Source organism: Cryobacterium cheniae (assembly GCF_004403395.1).
Taxonomy (GTDB): domain Bacteria; phylum Actinomycetota; class Actinomycetes; order Actinomycetales; family Microbacteriaceae; genus Cryobacterium; species Cryobacterium cheniae.
Window position 1 is genome coordinate 65416 of sequence record NZ_SOGN01000034.1, and the last position, 17881, is coordinate 83296.

19 protein-coding genes are annotated in these 17881 nt (G+C 66.9%); 8 read left to right on the plus strand and 11 right to left on the minus strand.

All coding sequences use genetic code 11. The annotated features are described in order from the left end of the window. Positions 1-16: 16 nt before the first annotated feature. The 3 genes from E3T23_RS06245 to E3T23_RS06255 are packed head-to-tail and all read right to left on the minus strand — an operon-like array spanning position 17 to position 2199. The gene (locus E3T23_RS06245; protein ID WP_134369517.1) at positions 17-748 is read right to left on the minus strand and encodes a glutamine amidotransferase; all 732 of its coding nucleotides are present in this window, start codon (positions 746-748) and stop codon (positions 17-19) included. Positions 749-775: 27 nt separating this feature from the next. Next, a complete protein-coding gene (locus tag E3T23_RS06250) occupies positions 776-1771 on the minus strand; it encodes a DUF389 domain-containing protein (RefSeq protein WP_198416187.1) in 996 nt (331 codons plus the stop codon). An 11-nt stretch (positions 1772-1782) separates the two neighbouring features. Beyond that, the gene (locus E3T23_RS06255; protein WP_134369518.1) at positions 1783-2199 is read right to left on the minus strand and encodes a VOC family protein; all 417 of its coding nucleotides are present in this window, start codon (positions 2197-2199) and stop codon (positions 1783-1785) included. A 96-nt stretch (positions 2200-2295) separates the two neighbouring features. Here E3T23_RS06255 and E3T23_RS06260 point away from each other — a divergent pair, with 96 nt between their 5' ends. The 3 genes from E3T23_RS06260 to E3T23_RS06270 are packed head-to-tail and all read left to right on the plus strand — an operon-like array spanning position 2296 to position 4027. Then, on the plus strand, positions 2296-3255 hold the full coding sequence (locus E3T23_RS06260) for a 1-phosphofructokinase family hexose kinase (protein WP_174843844.1): 960 nt from the start codon (positions 2296-2298) through the stop codon (positions 3253-3255). After that, positions 3252-3557 carry a hypothetical protein gene (locus tag E3T23_RS06265; RefSeq protein ID WP_134369519.1) on the plus strand — a complete coding sequence of 102 codons (306 nt, stop codon included), beginning with the start codon at positions 3252-3254 and terminating at the stop codon, positions 3555-3557. The genes E3T23_RS06260 and E3T23_RS06265 overlap by 4 nt, the downstream gene beginning before the upstream one ends. After that, positions 3557-4027 carry a DoxX family protein gene (locus tag E3T23_RS06270; protein ID WP_134369520.1) on the plus strand — a complete coding sequence of 157 codons (471 nt, stop codon included), beginning with the start codon at positions 3557-3559 and terminating at the stop codon, positions 4025-4027. Before E3T23_RS06265 ends, E3T23_RS06270 begins: the two co-directional genes overlap by 1 nt. A 217-nt stretch (positions 4028-4244) precedes the next feature. Here the strand turns inward: E3T23_RS06270 and E3T23_RS06275 are convergent, their stop codons facing one another. The 4 genes from E3T23_RS06275 to E3T23_RS06290 form a co-directional block, all read right to left on the minus strand. Further along, positions 4245-4802, minus strand: coding sequence for a hypothetical protein (locus E3T23_RS06275; RefSeq protein WP_134369521.1), 558 nt, complete (start codon positions 4800-4802; stop codon positions 4245-4247). Positions 4803-4918: 116 nt separating this feature from the next. Then, complete coding sequence (locus E3T23_RS06280) at positions 4919-8299, minus strand: ATP-binding protein (RefSeq protein ID WP_134369522.1); 3381 nt, start codon at positions 8297-8299, stop codon at positions 4919-4921. After that, a complete protein-coding gene (locus tag E3T23_RS06285) occupies positions 8299-8985 on the minus strand; it encodes a DUF4194 domain-containing protein (protein WP_134369523.1) in 687 nt (228 codons plus the stop codon). The genes E3T23_RS06280 and E3T23_RS06285 overlap by 1 nt, the downstream gene beginning before the upstream one ends. Next, positions 8978-10480, minus strand: coding sequence for a DUF3375 domain-containing protein (locus E3T23_RS06290; RefSeq protein ID WP_134369524.1), 1503 nt, complete (start codon positions 10478-10480; stop codon positions 8978-8980). The genes E3T23_RS06285 and E3T23_RS06290 overlap by 8 nt, the downstream gene beginning before the upstream one ends. Before the next feature lie 115 nt (positions 10481-10595). Between E3T23_RS06290 and E3T23_RS06295 the strand changes: the two genes are divergently transcribed. Continuing rightward, the gene (locus tag E3T23_RS06295) at positions 10596-10901 is read left to right on the plus strand and encodes a hypothetical protein (protein WP_134369525.1); all 306 of its coding nucleotides are present in this window, start codon (positions 10596-10598) and stop codon (positions 10899-10901) included. Between the two features lie 10 nt (positions 10902-10911). Here the strand turns inward: E3T23_RS06295 and E3T23_RS06300 are convergent, their stop codons facing one another. Together E3T23_RS06300 and E3T23_RS06305 are read right to left on the minus strand one after the other, a co-directional pair. After that, positions 10912-11376 carry a methyltransferase family protein gene (locus E3T23_RS06300; RefSeq protein WP_134369526.1) on the minus strand — a complete coding sequence of 155 codons (465 nt, stop codon included), beginning with the start codon at positions 11374-11376 and terminating at the stop codon, positions 10912-10914. 74 nt (positions 11377-11450) lie between these two features. After that, complete coding sequence (locus E3T23_RS06305; RefSeq protein WP_134369527.1) at positions 11451-12242, minus strand: GntR family transcriptional regulator; 792 nt, start codon at positions 12240-12242, stop codon at positions 11451-11453. Positions 12243-12332: 90 nt separating this feature from the next. Between E3T23_RS06305 and deoD the strand changes: the two genes are divergently transcribed. Both deoD and E3T23_RS06315 read left to right on the plus strand, forming a co-directional pair. Next, complete coding sequence (gene deoD / locus E3T23_RS06310; protein ID WP_134369528.1) at positions 12333-13043, plus strand: purine-nucleoside phosphorylase; 711 nt, start codon at positions 12333-12335, stop codon at positions 13041-13043. Then, positions 13043-14443 carry an MFS transporter gene (locus tag E3T23_RS06315; protein ID WP_134369529.1) on the plus strand — a complete coding sequence of 467 codons (1401 nt, stop codon included), beginning with the start codon at positions 13043-13045 and terminating at the stop codon, positions 14441-14443. Before deoD ends, E3T23_RS06315 begins: the two co-directional genes overlap by 1 nt. 32 nt (positions 14444-14475) lie before the next feature. On the opposite strand, the gene E3T23_RS06320 is transcribed toward E3T23_RS06315, so the two are convergent. Continuing rightward, positions 14476-15945 (minus strand): HNH endonuclease, encoded by a 1470-nt coding sequence (locus tag E3T23_RS06320; RefSeq protein ID WP_134369530.1) that lies wholly within the window; start codon positions 15943-15945, stop codon positions 14476-14478. Positions 15946-16114: 169 nt separating this feature from the next. Here E3T23_RS06320 and E3T23_RS06325 point away from each other — a divergent pair, with 169 nt between their 5' ends. Both E3T23_RS06325 and E3T23_RS06330 read left to right on the plus strand, forming a co-directional pair. After that, complete coding sequence (locus tag E3T23_RS06325) at positions 16115-16456, plus strand: PadR family transcriptional regulator (RefSeq protein WP_134369531.1); 342 nt, start codon at positions 16115-16117, stop codon at positions 16454-16456. Continuing rightward, positions 16453-17445, plus strand: a complete 993-nt coding sequence (locus E3T23_RS06330) for a permease prefix domain 1-containing protein (RefSeq protein WP_134369532.1) — start codon at positions 16453-16455, stop codon at positions 17443-17445. Before E3T23_RS06325 ends, E3T23_RS06330 begins: the two co-directional genes overlap by 4 nt. A 26-nt stretch (positions 17446-17471) precedes the next feature. Here E3T23_RS06330 and E3T23_RS06335 read toward each other — a convergent pair. Then, on the minus strand, positions 17472-17881 hold a 410-nt coding region (locus tag E3T23_RS06335), incomplete at its 5' end, for an aggregation-promoting factor C-terminal-like domain-containing protein (RefSeq protein ID WP_134369533.1).

The window sequence follows — 17881 nt, forward strand, 5'->3', positions numbered from 1 at the left end:
CAGCTCCGGCCCCGCCCTACCTGCCGAAGCGCAGGACGAAGGCTTTCATCAGGTTGGCCGGCTCGGTGACGACGGATGCGTCGATCGCCGCGATGACGTCCGCCATGGCGTTGGGATCGAAGTAACCGTACTCGCGGTAGATGCGAATGCGGGTCAGGATGCCGGCGTTGGTGAGTTCCGGATGGAATTGCGTGGCGTAGACGTTTCGCCCCACCCGGAACGCCTGCACGGGACAGTTCTGCCCGGTTGCGAGCAGCACGGCGCCGGGAGGCAGCTGCGAACACGCCTCCTTGTGCCCGACGAAGGCCTCGAAGGTCGGCGCGAGCGCGGCGAACAGCTGGTCGGATGCGCCCTCGTCGGTGAGGGAGATCCAGGTCGGTCCGGCCTCCTCGGACCACGTGCCGTCGAGCCTGCCGCGGAGATGGCTGGTGAGCAGTCCGACGCCGTAGCAGGCACCGAGGAAGGGGAAGTCCCGGGCCAGCACCCGATCGAGGAGGGCGGCCAGCTCGGTCTCGACGCGGCGCTGCACGGGCGACTTGACGGCGACGGGATCGCTCGCGTTGAAGGGGCTGCCGCCCACGATGATGCCCGAGTACGCGTCCAGGTCGATCGGTGGCATCGGCGCGGCCTCGAGCCGCACCCGGTGGAGCCGGTCGGGGGTCAGATCTCCGGCCGCGAGGAAACCGGCGTACTCGTCGTCGGCGGCTTCGTCCTCGGAACGGGTGGCCAGCAGCAGGAAGGGCTTCACAGCCTCATCGTAGTGGCGGGTCCGGGTTCAGTAGTCGACGGTGTAGGTCGGGGTCAGCACGATCCTCACCGGACCGGGGTCGAGCGCGGCGGCCCGGAGCTTCTTCTCCAGCAGGGTCGTGTCGGGTAGTGGGAGGGCACCCTCCACGCTGACGACGACGGTGTTGTCGGCGCCGGTCCTGATCCCGGTCAGCCTCCAGCCGGCATCCGTCGCCCACCGCTCCGATACGGCCTGAACGGATGCCTCGAACGTGCTCGACCGGGTCACGTTCACGCTCGACCACGTCAGAGGCACGAGGATGATCACGGCCATGGCGGCGGCGGCGAGGAATCCGTTGCGCCGGTGCGCACGGCGGGCTTGGGGTGTAGGCAAGGTCTCGCCCAGTCGGTTGACGCCGTAGAGGGCCATCACCACGATGCCGGTGCCGAGGATCGCGGCGACATTCGTCAGGAACAGCAGCAGCGCGCCGAGCGATTGCAGGAACGCCCCGGCCTCGAGGGTGAATCCCACCACCGACAGGGGCGGCACCAGGGAGATCGCGATCGCCACCCCGGGCAGGGCGTCGGCGATATCCCGGCGAACCAGTGCGATCGAGCCGACCACCCCGGTGCCGAGGGCCGCCAGCAGGTCGATCAGCCGGGGATGAACCCGCGCGGCGACCTGGGAGTTGTTCTGGGCCACGACGTCCACGGGCAGGAGCAGTCCGATCAGCAGGGCGATGCCGACGGCCGCGGCCGCCCCGGCCAGCATCAGGCCGATCGACCGGCTGAGATTCTTCGGGTCGCCGAGCACGGTGGCCAGCATCGTGCCCTGGATCGGGATCATCAGCGGCGCGACGATCATCGCTCCGATCACGGTGGCCGTGGAATCGGAGGCGACGCCGGCGGCGGCGATGACCGACGCGAGCACCAGGAGAATCCAGAACCGGCTGACCCGCTCGCGAAAACGCTCGCCGTCGAAGAACACGGTCTCCCGCATATAGGCGACGTCGTTCATCGCGGGACGGGGTAGCTTGATCGCCATCGGCTGGAGATCTACCCGGCTGCGCCGGCGATGTTGACCATCCAGCTCACACCGAATCTATCGACGCACATGCCGAAGCTGTCACCCCATGGTGACGGTTCGAGCGGCATGACGACGGTTCCCTCGGCCGCGAGCCCGTCCCAGTAGCCGCGCAGCACCGGTTCGTCGTCGCCGCTGAGCGACACGGAATAGTTGGTCCCCGGCCGGTACTCCATCCGGTTCGGCGTGTCGGAGCCCATCAGCACCAGGCCTTCGCCGGTGGTCAGCATGGCGTGCATGATCTTGTCCTGCTCGGACGGATCGTCGCTGGCCTCGAACTCGGCGAAGGTGCTCATCGTCAGCTCGCCGCCGAACACCGACCGGTAGAACTCCATCGCTTCCCGGGTCGAATCCCGGAATCCCAGGTAAGGGTTGAGTTGGGTCGTCATGGTGGAGCCTCCTTGTGTCATGGGGCGAATGCTTCGATTATCGGCCCGAGCCCGCATCAGCACGAGGCGTGCGGGGAAGTCTTCTACGCTGGTTGTATGGACTCCCCCAGAGCCGCTGCGCTGCGGCCGATTCTCACCCTCACCGTCAACCCCGCTCTCGACGTGAGCACGTCGACCGAGCATGTCGTCAGCGAGCACAAGATGCGCTGCGGCAGGTCGCGCCTCGACCCGGGCGGCGGCGGAGTGAACGTGGCCCGGGTGGTGCAACGGCTCGGCGGGCAGGCCCTGGCCGTGTACACCGCGGGCGGCCCGACCGGGGAGGCCTTCCGCCGGTTGATCGAAGCCGAGCGCCTGCCGACGCTGGCGGTGCCGATCCAGGGAAGCACCCGCGAGAGCTTCACCGTCGACGAGAACGGCACGGGCAAGCAGTTCCGCTTCGTGCTGGAGGGTCCCGAACTCAGCGAACCCGAGTGGCAGAACTGCCTCAATATCGTCGGAGAGTCGATTCCGGTGGGCGGCTATGTGGTCGCCAGCGGCAGCCTTCCGCCGGGAGTCCCGGACGATTTCTATGCCCGGGTCACCCGACTGGCGCACGGGCGCGATGCCCGCTGCATCGTGGACACGTCCGGACCGGCGCTCGCGGCAGCGCTCGAGGAGGGTGTCTATCTGGTCAAACCGAGTGGACGCGAGCTGGGCGAGCTCGTCGGGGCAACCCTCGACACCGAGCAGAACAAGATCGACGCGGCCGCCGAACTCGTCGCCCGCGGGTCGGCGGAGGTCGTCGCTCTGACGCTCGGGGGCGCGGGAGCCGTGCTCGCCTCGACGAGCGGGATCATCCGCCTGGGGGTACCGCAGGTCAAGGTGCAGAGCACCGTTGGGGCCGGTGACAGCTTCCTCGGCGCTTTCGTGCTGCGGATCGCGCAGGGGCACCCGGTCGACCGGGCTTTCCGTGCCGCCGTCGCCGCCGGCAGCGCCACCGCGATGACGCCGGCCACGGAACTCTGCCACCGGGCCGATGTCGAACGCCTGGAGGCCGAGCTCGTGGCGCTGGCATGAAGCTCACCGCGATTGATCCGCCCAGCCGCAGCTTTTCGCGGTGGCTCACGGACGAGGAGGTGGGGCAGGTGCTCGCCGCCAGCCGCGGCTGGAGGCTCGCGCCGGATGGCGCCGTGATGGCCGGCAAGATTCGCAAGACCCGCATCGCCCCGTCCCTGCAGTCGCTCGGCGCCGCCGCGGCCGCAGAGCGATGGATCAGCCGGGCGGCCGCGCCCGGTAGCGACGGCAGCGGTCCGACGCACATCATGTGGGGCGTCTTCAACGCTCGAACCGACGCCGAGATCGCGGCTGCAGTCGGTTGATGACCGCAGACGCTTCCACCGGGACCCGCCGGGTCCCCACTTCGATCCCCCGTTTGATCGGCCGATTGGCTCTCGGCGCCTTCCTGCTCCTCGCCGGAATCAGCCACCTCGCCTGGAATCGGGAGGCATTCCTCGCGCAGGTGCCCACCCGGCTGCCGCTCGAGGGCGATTTCGTCGTGATCGCGTCGGGCCTGGTCGAGATCGCTCTGGGAGTCTCGCTTCTGCTGCTGGCCAGGCGTCAGGTGCAGGTGGGCTGGGTCGTGGCCCTGTTCTTCCTGGCGATCTTCCCCGGCAACATCTCCCAGTTCGTCACGGCCACGGATTCGTTCGGCCTGAATTCGGACCTGTCCCGTGGCATCCGCCTGCTCTTCCAGCCGGTGCTCGTGGCATGGGCGCTGTGGTCGACCGGGGCCTGGCGAGCCTGGCGGGCAGGCCGGAAAAAGAAAACGATACCCCATGGGGTATATTGAGCAGACGAGTTCAACGAAAGGGATCAACAGATGTGCCGTCAAGTAACGTGTAAGAAGTGCGGAAAGACAACCTGGGCCGGGTGCGGACAGCACGTCGACCAGGTGATGCGAGGCGTACGGAGTGCCGATCGGTGCCGTGGACACGAGAATGACGCCCCCACCCCCGGCTTCTTCGCGCGCCTGTTCTCCCGCGGCTGAGCCGGAGCAAACGTTCAAATCAGTAGTCGCTGGCGGACAGGCCCGTCGCCTCGTCGTGCCTGAGTTTCAGCAGGGCGAGGTCGATGTGCAGGAACACCTCGGTGCGCGCCGCGCGCCGAGTCTCGTAGTCGGGATCGTGACTGTCGATATTCAGCTTGATCAGGCGTGAAGACACCGCGTCACTGATCTCGTCGCTGGCGGCGCGCTGAGCCCGCCGCACGAGACGCGCGACCTTGTCGTCATCGGCAGCCACGGCCTCGAGGGCCTCGGCGAGCTTCTCGTGCACGCGGCGGCGCAGTTTGAGCTGAATGATGTCGTGGTGCTGGTCCTCCGTGAGATCGGTGGTCCACCGCGACCTGGTCAGCTCTCTGCGCAGGTCCTTGACCCGGCGCGCGTACTGCTCGTTCTGCCGGGTGAGCAGGTGCAGCTCGTGCCGGGCGGCCGCCGCGTAGCGTTCCGGGTCGTAGTCGGCGTGATCACCGAGAGCGCCCACAATGATGTCGTTCTTCACCGCCATGCGAAGGGCGGAAAGCGCGATTTTGAGCCCCTCGTCGACGATCACCTTGATTGCGGCCACGCTACAAAATCTTACTGCGCGGCCTGCGGAATCAGGGCTCCCGCTGACGCGAGAGCCCTGATTCCGGGTGGCTACTCCGTGTCTGGTGTAGCTGCTCGCTCACGGCCTCGCCCGGCTCAGGGAAAGCGCACCGGGGACGAGAGCGGCGTGATGTAGGAAAACCCGGTGCTGTTGTTCTTGGTCATCGAGAGCACCAGTTCCATATGCGGCTCGAGCGCGGTCACCTTGTCGAGCGGGGAACCGATGATCAGCTGGAAGCCCAGCCCCTTCCAGGCGGCCACGGCCCGGCCGGCGAACTCGGAGTCCGATTTCACGAAGCCCTCGTCGAGGAAGACCGGCGCGAACCGCGGACGGGTGCGGCTTTCGTCGCCGAGCTGGAACCGCAGGGCGGCTCCCACGACGAACGCCACCAATTCCTGGGACTCGCCACCGCTCTTGCCACCGAGCGACGAGTAGGTGCTGACCTCCAGGCCCTCCGGGGTGGTGCGCACGGCCGTGATTTCCACGTGCCGGCGCACATCGAGCAGCAGGTCACGCTGGGATTCCTGGCGGGGCCCGTCGGCGGACTTGCGGATCAGGCTCATGAACGCCTGCAACCGGGTGAACCGGCTTTCGGTCTGCTCGTCGGTGAAGGCATCCGTGGAACCGGAGGAGAGCAGCTTGAGTTCCTTGCGGAATGCGGTGGCGTCGTCGCGGTGGAGGCGACGCAACGTGATCTGGAGCCGATCCCGTCCGGCTCCGAACGGCAGCGTGGTGAGGATCTCGTTGATGGGACGGAGGCGGTCTTCGATCTCCTCGATGGAGGAGGTGAAGGCGCCGACCAGGGGAACCAGGTCCTGGCCGCTCCAGAGCGCCAGGCGGCGCTTCCATTCCTGGCGACGCTCGTGCAGGCCGAGCGTGTAGACGGCGTCGAGGATGTCCCGGTAGCTCGTGTAAGAATCCAGCGAGACGCCGATGTTCGGGTCGGGCCAGCGGCTCTGGAAGGTCTCGAAGATGCCGACCAGGGTGTTGCGGGCGCCCGCGGCGCTGTCGCGGTCCTGGCTGGACTGCTCGGTGAGGCGCTCGCGCAGTCGCCTGACGGCACCGTCGAACGCCTCGAGATCGTGCTGGTCGGCGACGGCCGCGAACTGGGCGTCGAGGTGGGTGGCGTGTTCCTCCGACAGGGACAGGGCGGCTGCCGGGTCGGCGTCGATGCGATCGAGGCGGCCGCTCACCGCATCCTGCCGGTCCACGATGCGCCCCTGCTCGGTCCGGAGGGCGTGCATGGTTCCCTCGGTGGCGTGCTTCTGCTTCTGGGCGACCTCCAGTTCGGCGGCCAGCCGCTCTTCCTCGTCCTTCAGCGCGCGCAGCACGTCGCTGTCGGCGAGCACACGCTCGCGCTCGGCCTGCTTATCGGTGATACGGGCATCCGCGGCCTGCACATCGATGGCCGGCCAGGCCACGTCGACAATGAACTGGTGCGCGGCCCGGCGGGCCCGGAGGTCGGCAAGATTCGCCCCGTGCCCGGAGGCCTCACGCGCCAGGGTGTCGGCCTCCAGCCGCAGCCGGGCCAGTTCCTCGTCAATGTCGTGCAGGCGGGTGCGGCTGGAGAAGCCGATGATCGACTTCTGGTCGCTGTTCCAGCCGTGCGCGCCACGGGAGCCGTTGCGGGTCTGCCCGCTCGGGGTGACCCGAGGTCCGTCCCCGACGAGCTCGGCCGCCGTGGCGACGCACTCCGCATCGAGGCTCGCGGCCTGTACCCGGTCCTGCACCCAGCCACTGAAGGGCGAGTCCTTGAAGACGAGCTTTCCGGACACGAAGCGCGGGTCGCCGTCGATCTGCTGGTGGTCCCGCAGCGGGACCCCCTCGAAATGGATGCGCACGGGGATGCGGAGCGGGTCGATGGCCAGGCTCAGCGAGCGCAACCGGGTCTCGTCGACGAGCATGACGCGCACGACGGAGGCCAGGGTGACCTCGGCCGCCTGCCGCCAGGCGTCCTCCCCGGGGGCCAGATCGATCAGTTCGGCCAGAAAGGGCAGCTCCTCGGCGGGGATGCCCGACGCCTCGGCGATCATCAGGCGCGCGCTGTGCAGGTGCTGCGGAACCAAGCTCGCCCGCCCGGACAAGAACTGGTGCTCCTGTTTCAGGGTGCGGAGGTCCTCCTCGACCGGGTAGGCCGTGCGCTGCAGCGCGGTGCGCTTATTCTCGAGGTCGGCCTCGGCCGCGGGGAAGCCGGCCAGGAAGTCGTCGGCGGAGGCGCGGGCCCGGCCGAAGTCATCGGCGGAGGCGATGGAGAGGCCCAGTGGCCGGGCGCGCTCGTCGAATTTCGAGCGCTCCGCGGCCACGTCGTCGCGTTTGTCGGTGAGCTGGCCGAGCTCGTTCTGCAGGCTGACGAGCACGTCTCCGCCGTTGTCGCGCTGCTGGCGCTGCAGGTCGGCGACCCGCGCTTTCAGCTCGGTCTCGGCATCCCGGGCCGTCGTGGACTGCAGCAAGGTGTCCCGGCGCGCCACCCGGTTGGTGTCGGCGGCGCCCTCGAGCAGGCTCTGCTCCGTGCGCAGCTGCCAGAGCACGAAGGGCGTGTCGCCGGAGCGGTGCACGCCGAAGGTGTCGATCAGGTCGGCCTTGTCGGTCGCCGCCTCGTAGACCCGGTGCAGGTCGGGCAGGCGTTCCAGAACCTTGGCCTTCTGCGCCTCGGCGACCATGGCGCCGTAGGACCGTTCCAGGTCTTCGAAGTGGGCGACGGCCTTGTCGGCGGCCGCGTAGGTGGCCGGTTCCTCGAGCACCATCGACTTGTAGAGACCGTCGACCGTCTTGACCTGCTGGCCCGCCTGGATGCGCGCGAGCAGCCGGAGCGCCTTGCCGCCCTCGCCGTTGGCGCCGATGCCGAGGCGGGTGTAGAGGGTCTGGGCGAACGCCGCGTAGGTGTCGAAGACATCCAGTTCGGGGAAACGGGACTTGAGGGCGCGCTTGTCGAACCGGGACTCGGTCACCTCGGCCAGGTCGCGCAGGTCGAGGTAGCCGTCGATCGTGGCCATCTTCATGGTGATGTCGGCGAATCGGGTGCCGCCGCGGGGCACGAAGTAGGCCCGCAGCACGGTGAAGCGACGCTGGTTGTCGTCGATGAAAGTCATCGACACGGCACCCCAGGTGGACTCGTGGGCGCCGCGGAGCACCTGGTCCTGCAGCTCCCCCGTTCCGGCCTCCCGGTTGGCGTCGGTCTTGCCCTTGAGGTAGGTCATCAGGTTGCGCTGGTCGGCACTGCGCGCCCGTCCGGAACCGGCGTCGTTGGAGGCGCCGTTGAAGGGGGTGTCCGACGGCATCATCAGGGCGAGGTAGGCGTCGAGCAGGCTGCTCTTGCCGGTTCCGGATGCCCCGGACACCAGGGTGGCCGTGGGCGCGAAGGCAACCTCGTGGTGGCCCTGGAAGCCGCCCCAGTTCACCATCTGGAACGACTCGGCGCGCCACTGGGTGGTGCCCTCGGTGAGGCCGTCGACGTAGAAGAGCGGGGAATCGGTCATTACAGGGCCTCCGGCAGAGCCTCGGACAGGAGAGGCAGATCGTCAAGATCGGTGGGTTCCGGATCGGGATCGGCGTTCTGGGCGACGAGCCATTCCAGGAGTTCGCTGAGCCGTTCGACCGGCAGCAGCACCTCGATCACGGCGGAGATACGGAACCGGTCGGGGTCGCTCGTTTTTAACAGCACCCGCGCCTTCGCGAGACTGTCGACCGCGGCCGTGGCCTTGCGGGCGTCGCCCCAGCGGTCGGTGGCGTGTTCGGGCCGGAAATGCCCGACGTTCTCGACCAGGTTGTCGCGATCCACGATGACGATGTCCTGGCCGTTCGCACGCTCGCTGCGGAACCGCTGCCGCAGCAGCACGAGCAGAATGGTCTCCTCCCGCGTATAGGACACATCGTGCAACAGGGTGGGGAACCGGTCTCCGCCCTCGGCTACCGCCTGCCGTTTGAACGCCACCTCATAGTGCAGGTCGATGTGCAGGTCGAGGAACACGTCATTCAGGCGCGACTTGAGCAGGCTTTGGGAGCGCAGCAGTGTCTGCCACTCGGCCGGCTGCAGCGCGGCGGAGATGTACCGGTGTTTCAGCAGCAGCACCAGGGTGCGACGCTGCTCCACGGTGAGTCCGCCCTCGTCGCCCTCGAACAGGGAGAAGCTGGGCGATTCGTCGTTCGTGAACTCATCAGTCATGGTCAGATCCGTAGTTCAGGGCGGACAGCGCCGCGGTTTCGTCGTCGTTGAGGATGATTCGGGGCACCTCGAAGCTGCGGGTGGAGCCGTCCGGACGCACGGTTTCGAATCGCTCGAGCGTCTGCGCCCGGCTGACCGCGTCGATCTGGGTGGCGATCTGCAGCATCCCCAGGATCTCGACCGGGCGGCGCAGGGTGGCGTCGAGGTCGTTGAACGCGTCGCCGACGGATGCGGCCTCACCGTGACTGAAGGCCGTCACGATCGCGTCGCGCAGCTCCCCCAACAGCGGGCCGCCCTGCTTGCGCATCTCATCGAGGCTCGGCGGCACCGGGGCGTCGTCGGAGACATCCTGCAGTTCGGGCGGCGCCCGGTGGGCGCCCGGGTCGTAGAAGCGTTCACGGAGGTGCGGGGCGTCGAGAGTTCCCGGCATGAGTTCGGCGGTGACCGTGGAGCGGGGCCCGGCGGTCTGCATCCAGACGGCGAGTTCCTTGTTGATCTCGCGCAGCAGGCGTTCGAGCTCACGGTCCTTGACCACGTCGTGGTTGACGATGTGCTCGCGCAGGGTGGTCGTGAGCCCGTTGCGCTGGGTGAGCACGTCGTCGATGCCCCTCCGGATCAGGCGCACGGTGCCTATGAAGCTGCGGCGGTCGATGGAGCTGAGTTCGAGGGCGAACGGATGCAGCAGGATCGTCTCGAGGTCGTCCCCCAGCTCCTGCAGCAGGTCGTCGTTGCGCAGCAGGGTGAAGGCACCCTCGAAGGCGCGACCTTCCGGGGTCGCGGTCATTAGGGCATCCGTTTTGACGAGGTATTCGTCGAGCACCTCGCTGATCGGGCGCTCCTCGCCGCGGAAATCGTTGACGATCTGCCGGTGCATGGCGGCGACGGACTCCTCGACGCGTTTGAAGTCGCTGGGCAGCTGGCCGATCAGGTCGATCAGGTCGGCGTAGCCCTCGTGCATCATCTCGTTCGAGACAAGCGCGATCTCACCGCCGGCCGCAAGGCGGTCGCGTTCGGCGGACTTCTCGGCGATCTCCTGGTCGAGACGACGGATGCGCTCCTCCCGGTCAGGGTTGGCCTGCGTGGCACGATGACGCACCGTTTCGACGATCGTGGTGAGACGGGATTCGCTGATCAGCGCCCGATCGCGGGAGAGGCTCTCGACCAGGAGTAACGCCTCGAGCGCATGCGAGGTGAGTGAGTAGTGCTCCTCGTCGCCCTCCCCTGTTTCGCGGTAGAGCCACTGGTCGTTCATCCACTGCACGCAGAGGGCCCGGCCGGTCTTGCCCGGCACGTCGCTGCCGACAGAGCGCAGGTCGGCGAGGTAGGCGTCGACCTGGGTGTGCAGCAGATCGGCCTGCACGCTGCGCCGGTCGCGGCTGAAGGAGGACTTGAACACGAAGAGCACGAACGGAGCCCACTTGCGGTCCAGCAGGCGCAGGGTGGGTTTGTCGAAGGCTTCGCGCACCCGCGCCAGTTCGCCCGCAAGTTCGCTCATTGTAGAAGTTCCTTTCCGGGCCCCCTCAAGGGTAACGGTCTCCGCGCGCGGGCGGACACGCGGGCCGGCGCGCAGCGGCGTGTGAGACTGTCAGGACAAGTTGAAGGAGCACCACGTGACCGACCCGCGCGCGAACATGGAGGGCAACAACCTGCTCAATCTCGGGGCGCCCCACCTGGACTGGTCGAAGACGCCCGGCCGGGTGCCGGGATTCTGGGTGTCGGCCGTCAGCGTCATCCTCGCGGTGCCGCTGCCGTTTCCCGCCCTGTTCGTCGCCCTGATCGGACTCTCCCTCTCGCTGAGGGCGTTCAGCGTGGTCCCGGTCGGCGCCCGAGGGCGCGGCCTCGTGCTCGCGTCGCTGGCCCTGTCGGGGGCGACGATCCTGGCTGTCGTCGTGCGACTGGTTCTGGTCTTCGTCTAGTCGGAGGCGGTCACGGGTTCAGCCGGCCCACCCCCGGCAGGAAACGCCCCACGCGGGCACCGTAGGCGGCGTAGTCGGGGTGCTCGGCCACGAGCATCCGCTCTTCCCAGCGGGCCTTGCCGGCCAGCAGCAGCAGGAGGGCGAGCCAGGCGACGAGGTGCCAGACCGAGGCGCCGAGCAGCACGAGGCCGACGCCGCCGGTCATCAGACCCGTGTAGATGGGACTGCGCACGAGACCGTAGACACCGTTGGTGACCAGAGGCGCGTGCTCGCGCGGAATCGGGCTTGCGGTGAGGGCCGGCCCGAGACCGCGCACTCCGAGCACGGCGAAGACGGAGCCCCCGCCGGCGAGCACGATGGCGGCCACCACGACGGCGAGGTTCACCGGCCACAGCGTGCCGTGGGGCAGGAGGCCCAGCGCCAGGAGCAGCAGGAACTGGGCCGACACCAGGGCAACCGCGAGCGCACGTTTCATGGCTCGAGGCTACGCCCCGGCGTCGGGCCCATGCCTCAGGCCGCGGGCAGCAGGTGCATTCGAGCGGCGCACCACTAGTTCGGGTTGTGTTGCATTATCGACAGCGACCCGTGACCGGGCACGACGACACACTTCGCGGCGTAGAGCGGGACTCCGCCGTGGTCCGCCGTCTGGGTCAGGATGAGGACGGCCGCCGACGGCTTGATGTTCAGCAGTTTCGCTCGCGTCGGTCCGGCGTTGGTTGCGACGATCTGACACACGCCATTCGTGAAGACGTGGCCGTTGGCCTGCAGGGATGCGAGGAGTGTCCGCGGTTCGGCGGCGATCTCCAAGAGTTCGGATGCGATTCGCGCGCTCACATCGCTGAGGTAGCGCCCGGCAGGGAGATGTTCTTGAACAATGGCAATGGGAAGGCCATCGTGCAGCAAGACACTCTCCCGGATCCACGCATTGGCAGCCGGGTCGAGCGCGAGCCGGCTGGACACGAAGTCCGTGAAGCCTTCCAACTCGAACCGCACCGGCTGCACGGTCATCGTCAGGTTCGGGTCGGCCAGGACGAGCTCGAATGGCCGCATCTGCTCCAGTCCGCCATGCGGGATGGAGTCCGTGACGAATCGCCCGACTCCGCGGCGAGTGACCAGTAACCCGTCTTCTTCGAGAAGCATCAGCGCCTCCCGTACGGGGGTACGGCTGACACCGAGCAGTGCAGAGAGTTCCGTTTCCCTCGGCAGCATCTCGCCGAGCTGGAACACGCCGGAGCGGATCCCATCAGCGAGCCGCGTGTACACGGCGACTCGAATCGGCTGGCCGACGGCGAGGTGGAGTCGCTGTCGCAGGAACGTGTGGACATCCAAACGGGTCGTCACGAGACCTCCTTGTCGCCTCTACCCTATCAGTTTATATATGTGACTTAAGAGGTGTAACTTCATACCTGCAGTCCAGACAAGGGAGTTTCCATGACCACCACCAGCACGCCGCACATTGATCCGAAGGGGGTGGACATTGCCGAGACAATCCTCCTTCCTGGCGACCCGCTGCGAGCGAAGTTCATCGCCGAGACCTACTTCGACGACATCCGCTGCTTCAACGAGGTCCGCAACATGCTGGGCTTCACTGGCACGTACCGGGGGCGCCCCGTGTCCGTCATGGGCACGGGTATGGGCATTCCCTCCATCTCGCTCTACAGCTACGAGCTGATCCACCACTTCGGGGTGAAAAACCTGATCCGAGTGGGTACCTGCGGCGCTATGCAGAAGAACATGGACCTCTACGACGTGGTCATCGCCCAGGGCGCGTCGACCGACTCCAACTACCTGGACCAGTTCAATCTTCCAGGTCAGTGGGCGCCACTGTCGTCGTACCGGCTGCTGGAGCAGGCCAAGCGGATTGCCGACGAGCGTGGGCAACGCACCCACGTCGGCAACGTACTCTCATCCGACGTCTTCTACGGCGCCGATCCTGACGCCCTCGGCAGGTGGATGAAGATGGGTATCCTGGCCGTCGAGATGGAGTCCGCCGGGCTGTTCGCCAACGCCGCGGCCGCGGGCGTCGATGCCCTGGCCATCTTCACCGTCAGCGACCAGATCGTCACCGACGCCAAAACCACCCCCGAGGAACGGCAGACCGCCTTCACCTCAATGATCGAGATCGCGCTGGAACTGGCCTGATGAGCAACGCAACCCGCACCACGGTCCCGGCCCAGGTCTTCAAACCGAGCCGTGCCGTCCCCATCCTGCTGTTCCTCTTCGTGTTCTCACTGGTGCTGGACAACGGCTTCAAGTTCATGTCGCCGGCGTTGGCGGAGAGTCTCGACCTCCCGGTCAACACTGTCAGCCTGCAAGCTACTTTGGCCGGCATCCTGATCGGCATCGGAGCCGTGGTCTACGCTGCGCTGGCCGACTCGATCAGCATCCGGAAACTCATCGTCTTCGCGATCATCGTGATGACGATCGGGTCGCTCGTCGGCTTCATCTTCCAGGGCAACTTCTGGCTGATCCTGGTCGGCCGGCTGATTCAGAGCGCCGGCCTGGCGGCCGCCGAAACCCTCTACGTGATCTACGTCACCAAGCACTTCAAGGGCGACGAGCAGAAGAAATATCTGGGCTTCAGTACCGCGGCCTTCCAGTTGTCCCTGCTGATCGGCACCGTCGGCAGCGGCTTCATCGCCACCTACATCGGCTGGGCCGCCTTCTTCCTGGTCGCGTTGCTGTCCCTTCTGGCCATACCGGTCGTGTTGCGTACCGTCTCCAAGGAGGCGACGAGCGGTGGCCATGTGGACGTGTTCGGCCTCTTTCTGATCGCGGTGTTCTCCACCGGAGTCATCCTGTTCATGCAGAACTTCAACTTGTGGTTCGTGCTGCCGGTCGCTGCGGGGCTGATTTTCTTCATCTGGCACATCCGAACGCACGACAACGCCGTGATCACCAGCGCGTTCTTCGCCAATGCCCAGTACTCACTGATGATCATCGTGGTGTTCATCACCTACTCGGTCCAGCTGGGCTACACCTTCCTGTTCTCGTTCCTGATCTCCGACGTTTACGGCTACAACCTCGGCGAGGTGTCCCTGCTGCTGATCCCCGGCTACATCGCAGCCGTGATCGTCGGCTCGGCCACCGGCAAGATCGCCAAGTTCCTCACGTCCAAGCAGGCCATCACCATCGCGTTGATCGTGATTGTCGTCTCGATGCTGCTTCCGGCCCTGCTGGTGGGCAGGTGGATCGGGGTGTTCGTGATCTCGATGATGTTGTTCGGGATGGGTTTTGCGTTGATGTACGGCCCGCTCGTGTCGACGGCCGTCATGCGGGTGCCGGTCGGGAACACCGGTATCGCCATAGGCTTCTACAACCTCACCATCAACATCGCGGTACCGGTCGGCATCGCCTACACCGCAGCGCTGATGAAGCTGCAGCCCAACCTGCTCAGCGGTATCACCGGCTCCGGCCAGGCGTCCTCCTACGGGTCGATTTTGTTCATCCTCACGGGGGTCGCGGCCCTCGGGCTGGTGCTCTACCGCGTCTTCGTCCGGGTGTTGGAGCGCCAGGGCGCCGAGATGAAAACCTCCGTGTAACCCGGTCACGTCTTGGCGACCCCGGAGGAGCCTTAGAAGGGTGGCGGATCGGCGACGATGCCCGGAGGCTCGAAGGGAACGGACGGATCAGAGCGATAGTGGAGACCGCTGGGAGCGGTCCAGGCGAGAACTCCTCCCGGGAGCTGGGTCGCCGTCCAGTTGGTTTGGGTCTTCAACCGATGATCGGGAGCACAGAGACTCGCCAGATTGTCGTAGCGGGTGATCCCATCGGCCTGCCATTCGTGGGTGTGGTCCATCTCTGCCCGGGCCGCCGGCCGGTTGCAGCCGGCGAATCGGCAGGTTTCGTCTCGAATCACGAGCAGCCGCCGGAGATCCTTCGGCACCCGGTACTGATTTCGGCCGACCGACAGCATCACCCCGGTCTCGGGATGAACGAGGATGCGCGTGAAGCTCGGCGCACCGGCCGCCAGCTCGCGGGCCGTCTCGGGGTCGATCGGCCCGCACCCCTCGAGGTGGCCCGGTTCGTCACTGCGGCCGAGGAGAGTGAGAACGGGCACCGTCACGTTCACGGTGGCGCGGATGCCCCGGCCGAGGCCCGCGGGAGTGACGCCGTCGACCATCAGGGCCGCGAGGACATCCGCTCGGAGCTGGGCCAGGGTGCGCGGCTCGTCGGGGCCCTGCAGGCTGGCGGCCATGTCGCTGACGCGGTGGTAGATCGCCTGGGCGACCGGCAGCTGCTGATAGCTGTGCAACCAGCCCATTCCGTCGGCGGCCGGCTCGAACACGAGGGTGCGGTCGGCCTGGCTCTTCGCCCGGCGAGCGGCGATCGACTCCGGGTGGGTCTTTTCACGCAGGCGACGGGCCGTGCGGTCGAACTGGGCTACGGTGAGCCGCTTCGCCTCGGGCAGCATCTCGGCTTCGAAGGCGACGCGGGCCGCCTCCGGAAGGGAGTTGGCCTGCTCGATCAGGACCCGCGCATGCGCGTAGCTGATCTGGCCGGACGCGAGGGCAGTACGACTGGCGGTGTACGCGCCGGCGAGTGCCTCGCTCTGCGACAGCAGGTTGGAGGCCGAGGCCTGCGAGATGTGCAGCGCACAGGCAAGCTCGGAGATCGCGGTGCGGTAGGCGATTTCAAGGGCGTCCCAGCGGGAACCGGCCACACCCGCCGACACGGCCTCACTGTCGCCGGCGCTCTCTGCCGTGCTGTCGAGATCGGCCGTGAGCCCCTGCTCGACGGCCTGGGCCAGCATGGCCCGTCGGGCCCGATCGCGTTCGGCGGCGAGTTCATTGGCGAGGCACCAGGCCCGCACCTGGTCGACAGCCTCCGCCCGCGCCGCCGAAACCGCTGCGAGCAGTCGGTCGGCGGAAGCGGCCGCGGAAACCAACTCGGCCAGGATACGCATCCTCCGGTCGACGGAAGCGGCATCACCGGACGTTTCGGCCGTCACGACGCCGAGCGCACCGCCGTCGTCAAGCTCTTCGATATCGAGGTTCTCAATATCGAAGGCCTCGATGTCACTGAGATCGGCCAGGCTGTCCATGTCAGAAGTTTAGCACTTTTAGAATACATGTTCTAGAGTAAAAGAAGATATGTTTTAATTTCATCGAAATTACTTCATCTCATGCCTGCGTATCCGAGCGAGGCAACCGGATCCTCGAAAATCACCTGACTCTTGACGATAGTGTGCGGTGCACAGTATTGTGAGCTGCATGAATGGTCGTGACGACTTCGACCCGCAACTCCTTGAATTGCGGCGCGGCACGATCGTGCTCGCGTGCCTGCACCTTCTCCGCCATGCCGGCTACGGGTACGGGCTGCTCGAGGATCTGGCACGGCACGGCTTCGCCGCCGACGCCAACACGCTCTACCCTCTGCTTCGGCGTCTGGAGAAGCAGGGCTATCTCACGAGCGAATGGAACACCGAGGAAACGCGTCCTCGCAAGTTCTACCTCACCTCGGCCTCCGGCCTCCGACTGGCCGACACTCTCACAACCGAATGGGCCGCGCTGACCGGAGCGATCGCGTCCCTCACCCACGGGAGAACTGAATGACTGCCACTCTGACTGACCGTTATATCTCCGCGACCGTGCGCACTCTTCCACAGGACGCACAGGCGGATGTGCGCGCCGAGCTCTCGGCCTCCATCGCCGACGATATCGAAGCACGTCTTGATCAGGGCGAAGTGCGGCAGGACGCCGAGCGCGCCGTGCTCACGGCCCTCGGCGATCCGGATGTGCTCGCCGCCAGCTACGCCGACCGCCCCCTGCAGCTCATCGGCCCCAGGTACTACCTCACCTGGTGGAGGCTGCTGAAACTGCTGTGGGCCATCGTGCCCGTCACAGCTGTCGTGGGCGTGCTGATTGCGCAGCTCATCGCCGATGCGCCCATCGCGGAGACCATCGGCACCCTCGTCTCCGTCGCGATCGGAACGATCGTGCACGTCGGCTTCTGGACGACCCTGGTCTTCATCATCCTGGAGCGCACCGGGGCCGACACCGGAGAACGATGGACGCTCGATGCGCTTCCCGATCCGCAGGAGACCGGTGCCGGGCGTGGCGACCTCATCGCCTCGCTGGCGTTCCTCGGCCTCGCCGCGGGCGCTCTGCTCTGGGACCGATCCATCGGGTTCGTCCTCGTCGCCGAGAACGGCGTGGACATCGGCGTCGGCCTCGGATCGCAGACCACTGCGATGCCGGTACTCAACGCCGAACTGTGGCCGTGGTGGCTGGGCGGAATGCTCATCCTCATCGCTTTCGAAGCAGCCCTGGCGATCGCGGTCTACGCGCGCCACGGCTGGAACACCGGCTTCGCATGGCTGAACACGGCGCTCGCCATCGTCTTCTCGACGGTGATCCTGCACCTGCTGATCACCAGCCAGCTGTTCAACCCGGAATTCGTGGATTACACCCTCGACCGAGGAGATGTACCGCCGGAAGTGGGCCGCATCCTGGCCATACTGCTCGGAGCGGGAGTGGTCGGAGTGTCCGCATGGAACGCCATCGACGGATGGTTGAAGTCCCGTCGGTCAGTGGCGCACTGAGCGGTCGGCGCGAGCGAGACCCAACCTCAGTACCAGCCCGAGGACACTGACTTACTCCAGGCTCCACAGGGGCTGCCGTAGCGCTCCGCAATGTAGCTCAGACCCCAGGAGATCTGGGTAGCCGGGTTGGTCGCCCAATCGGCACCGGCCGTCGCCATCTTGCTGCCGGGCAGGGCCTGCGGGATGCCGGTGGCACCGCTCGAGGCGTTGTAGGCGTTGACGTTCCAGCCGGATTCCTTGTCCCAGAGGCTGACCAGACATCCGAGCTGGTCGGCACCCCAGCCGTATTTGGCAGCCATCATGTCCCGGGCAATGGCTTGGGCTCCGCTTGGATTGGTCGGGGCGGCCGGCCGCGCCGGGGCGGCGGGAGCCGGAGCAGCGGGCCTGGGAGCTGCCGGCGCCGGAGCGGCCGGCTTGGCCTGGGCGGCAGCCTGCG

What these genes read in the sequence shown, in the direction of transcription:
- E3T23_RS06290 (WP_134369524.1), bottom strand. Translation starts at nt 10,480, where the DNA reads ATGAGCGAACTTGCGGGCGAACTGGCGCGGGTGCGCGAAGCCTTCGAC.
- E3T23_RS06325 (WP_134369531.1), top strand. Translation starts at nt 16,115, where the DNA reads ATGAATGGTCGTGACGACTTCGACCCGCAACTCCTTGAATTGCGGCGC.
- E3T23_RS06255 (WP_134369518.1), bottom strand. Translation starts at nt 2,199, where the DNA reads ATGACGACCCAACTCAACCCTTACCTGGGATTCCGGGATTCGACCCGG.
- E3T23_RS06300 (WP_134369526.1), bottom strand. Translation starts at nt 11,376, where the DNA reads ATGAAACGTGCGCTCGCGGTTGCCCTGGTGTCGGCCCAGTTCCTGCTG.
- E3T23_RS06250 (WP_198416187.1), bottom strand. Translation starts at nt 1,771, where the DNA reads ATGGCGATCAAGCTACCCCGTCCCGCGATGAACGACGTCGCCTATATG.
- E3T23_RS06270 (WP_134369520.1), top strand. Translation starts at nt 3,557, where the DNA reads ATGACCGCAGACGCTTCCACCGGGACCCGCCGGGTCCCCACTTCGATC.
- E3T23_RS06315 (WP_134369529.1), top strand. Translation starts at nt 13,043, where the DNA reads ATGAGCAACGCAACCCGCACCACGGTCCCGGCCCAGGTCTTCAAACCG.
- E3T23_RS06265 (WP_134369519.1), top strand. Translation starts at nt 3,252, where the DNA reads ATGAAGCTCACCGCGATTGATCCGCCCAGCCGCAGCTTTTCGCGGTGG.
- E3T23_RS06320 (WP_134369530.1), bottom strand. Translation starts at nt 15,945, where the DNA reads ATGGACAGCCTGGCCGATCTCAGTGACATCGAGGCCTTCGATATTGAG.
- E3T23_RS06280 (WP_134369522.1), bottom strand. Translation starts at nt 8,299, where the DNA reads ATGACCGATTCCCCGCTCTTCTACGTCGACGGCCTCACCGAGGGCACC.
- E3T23_RS06260 (WP_174843844.1), top strand. Translation starts at nt 2,296, where the DNA reads ATGGACTCCCCCAGAGCCGCTGCGCTGCGGCCGATTCTCACCCTCACC.
- E3T23_RS06285 (WP_134369523.1), bottom strand. Translation starts at nt 8,985, where the DNA reads ATGACTGATGAGTTCACGAACGACGAATCGCCCAGCTTCTCCCTGTTC.
- deoD (WP_134369528.1), top strand. Translation starts at nt 12,333, where the DNA reads ATGACCACCACCAGCACGCCGCACATTGATCCGAAGGGGGTGGACATT.
- E3T23_RS06330 (WP_134369532.1), top strand. Translation starts at nt 16,453, where the DNA reads ATGACTGCCACTCTGACTGACCGTTATATCTCCGCGACCGTGCGCACT.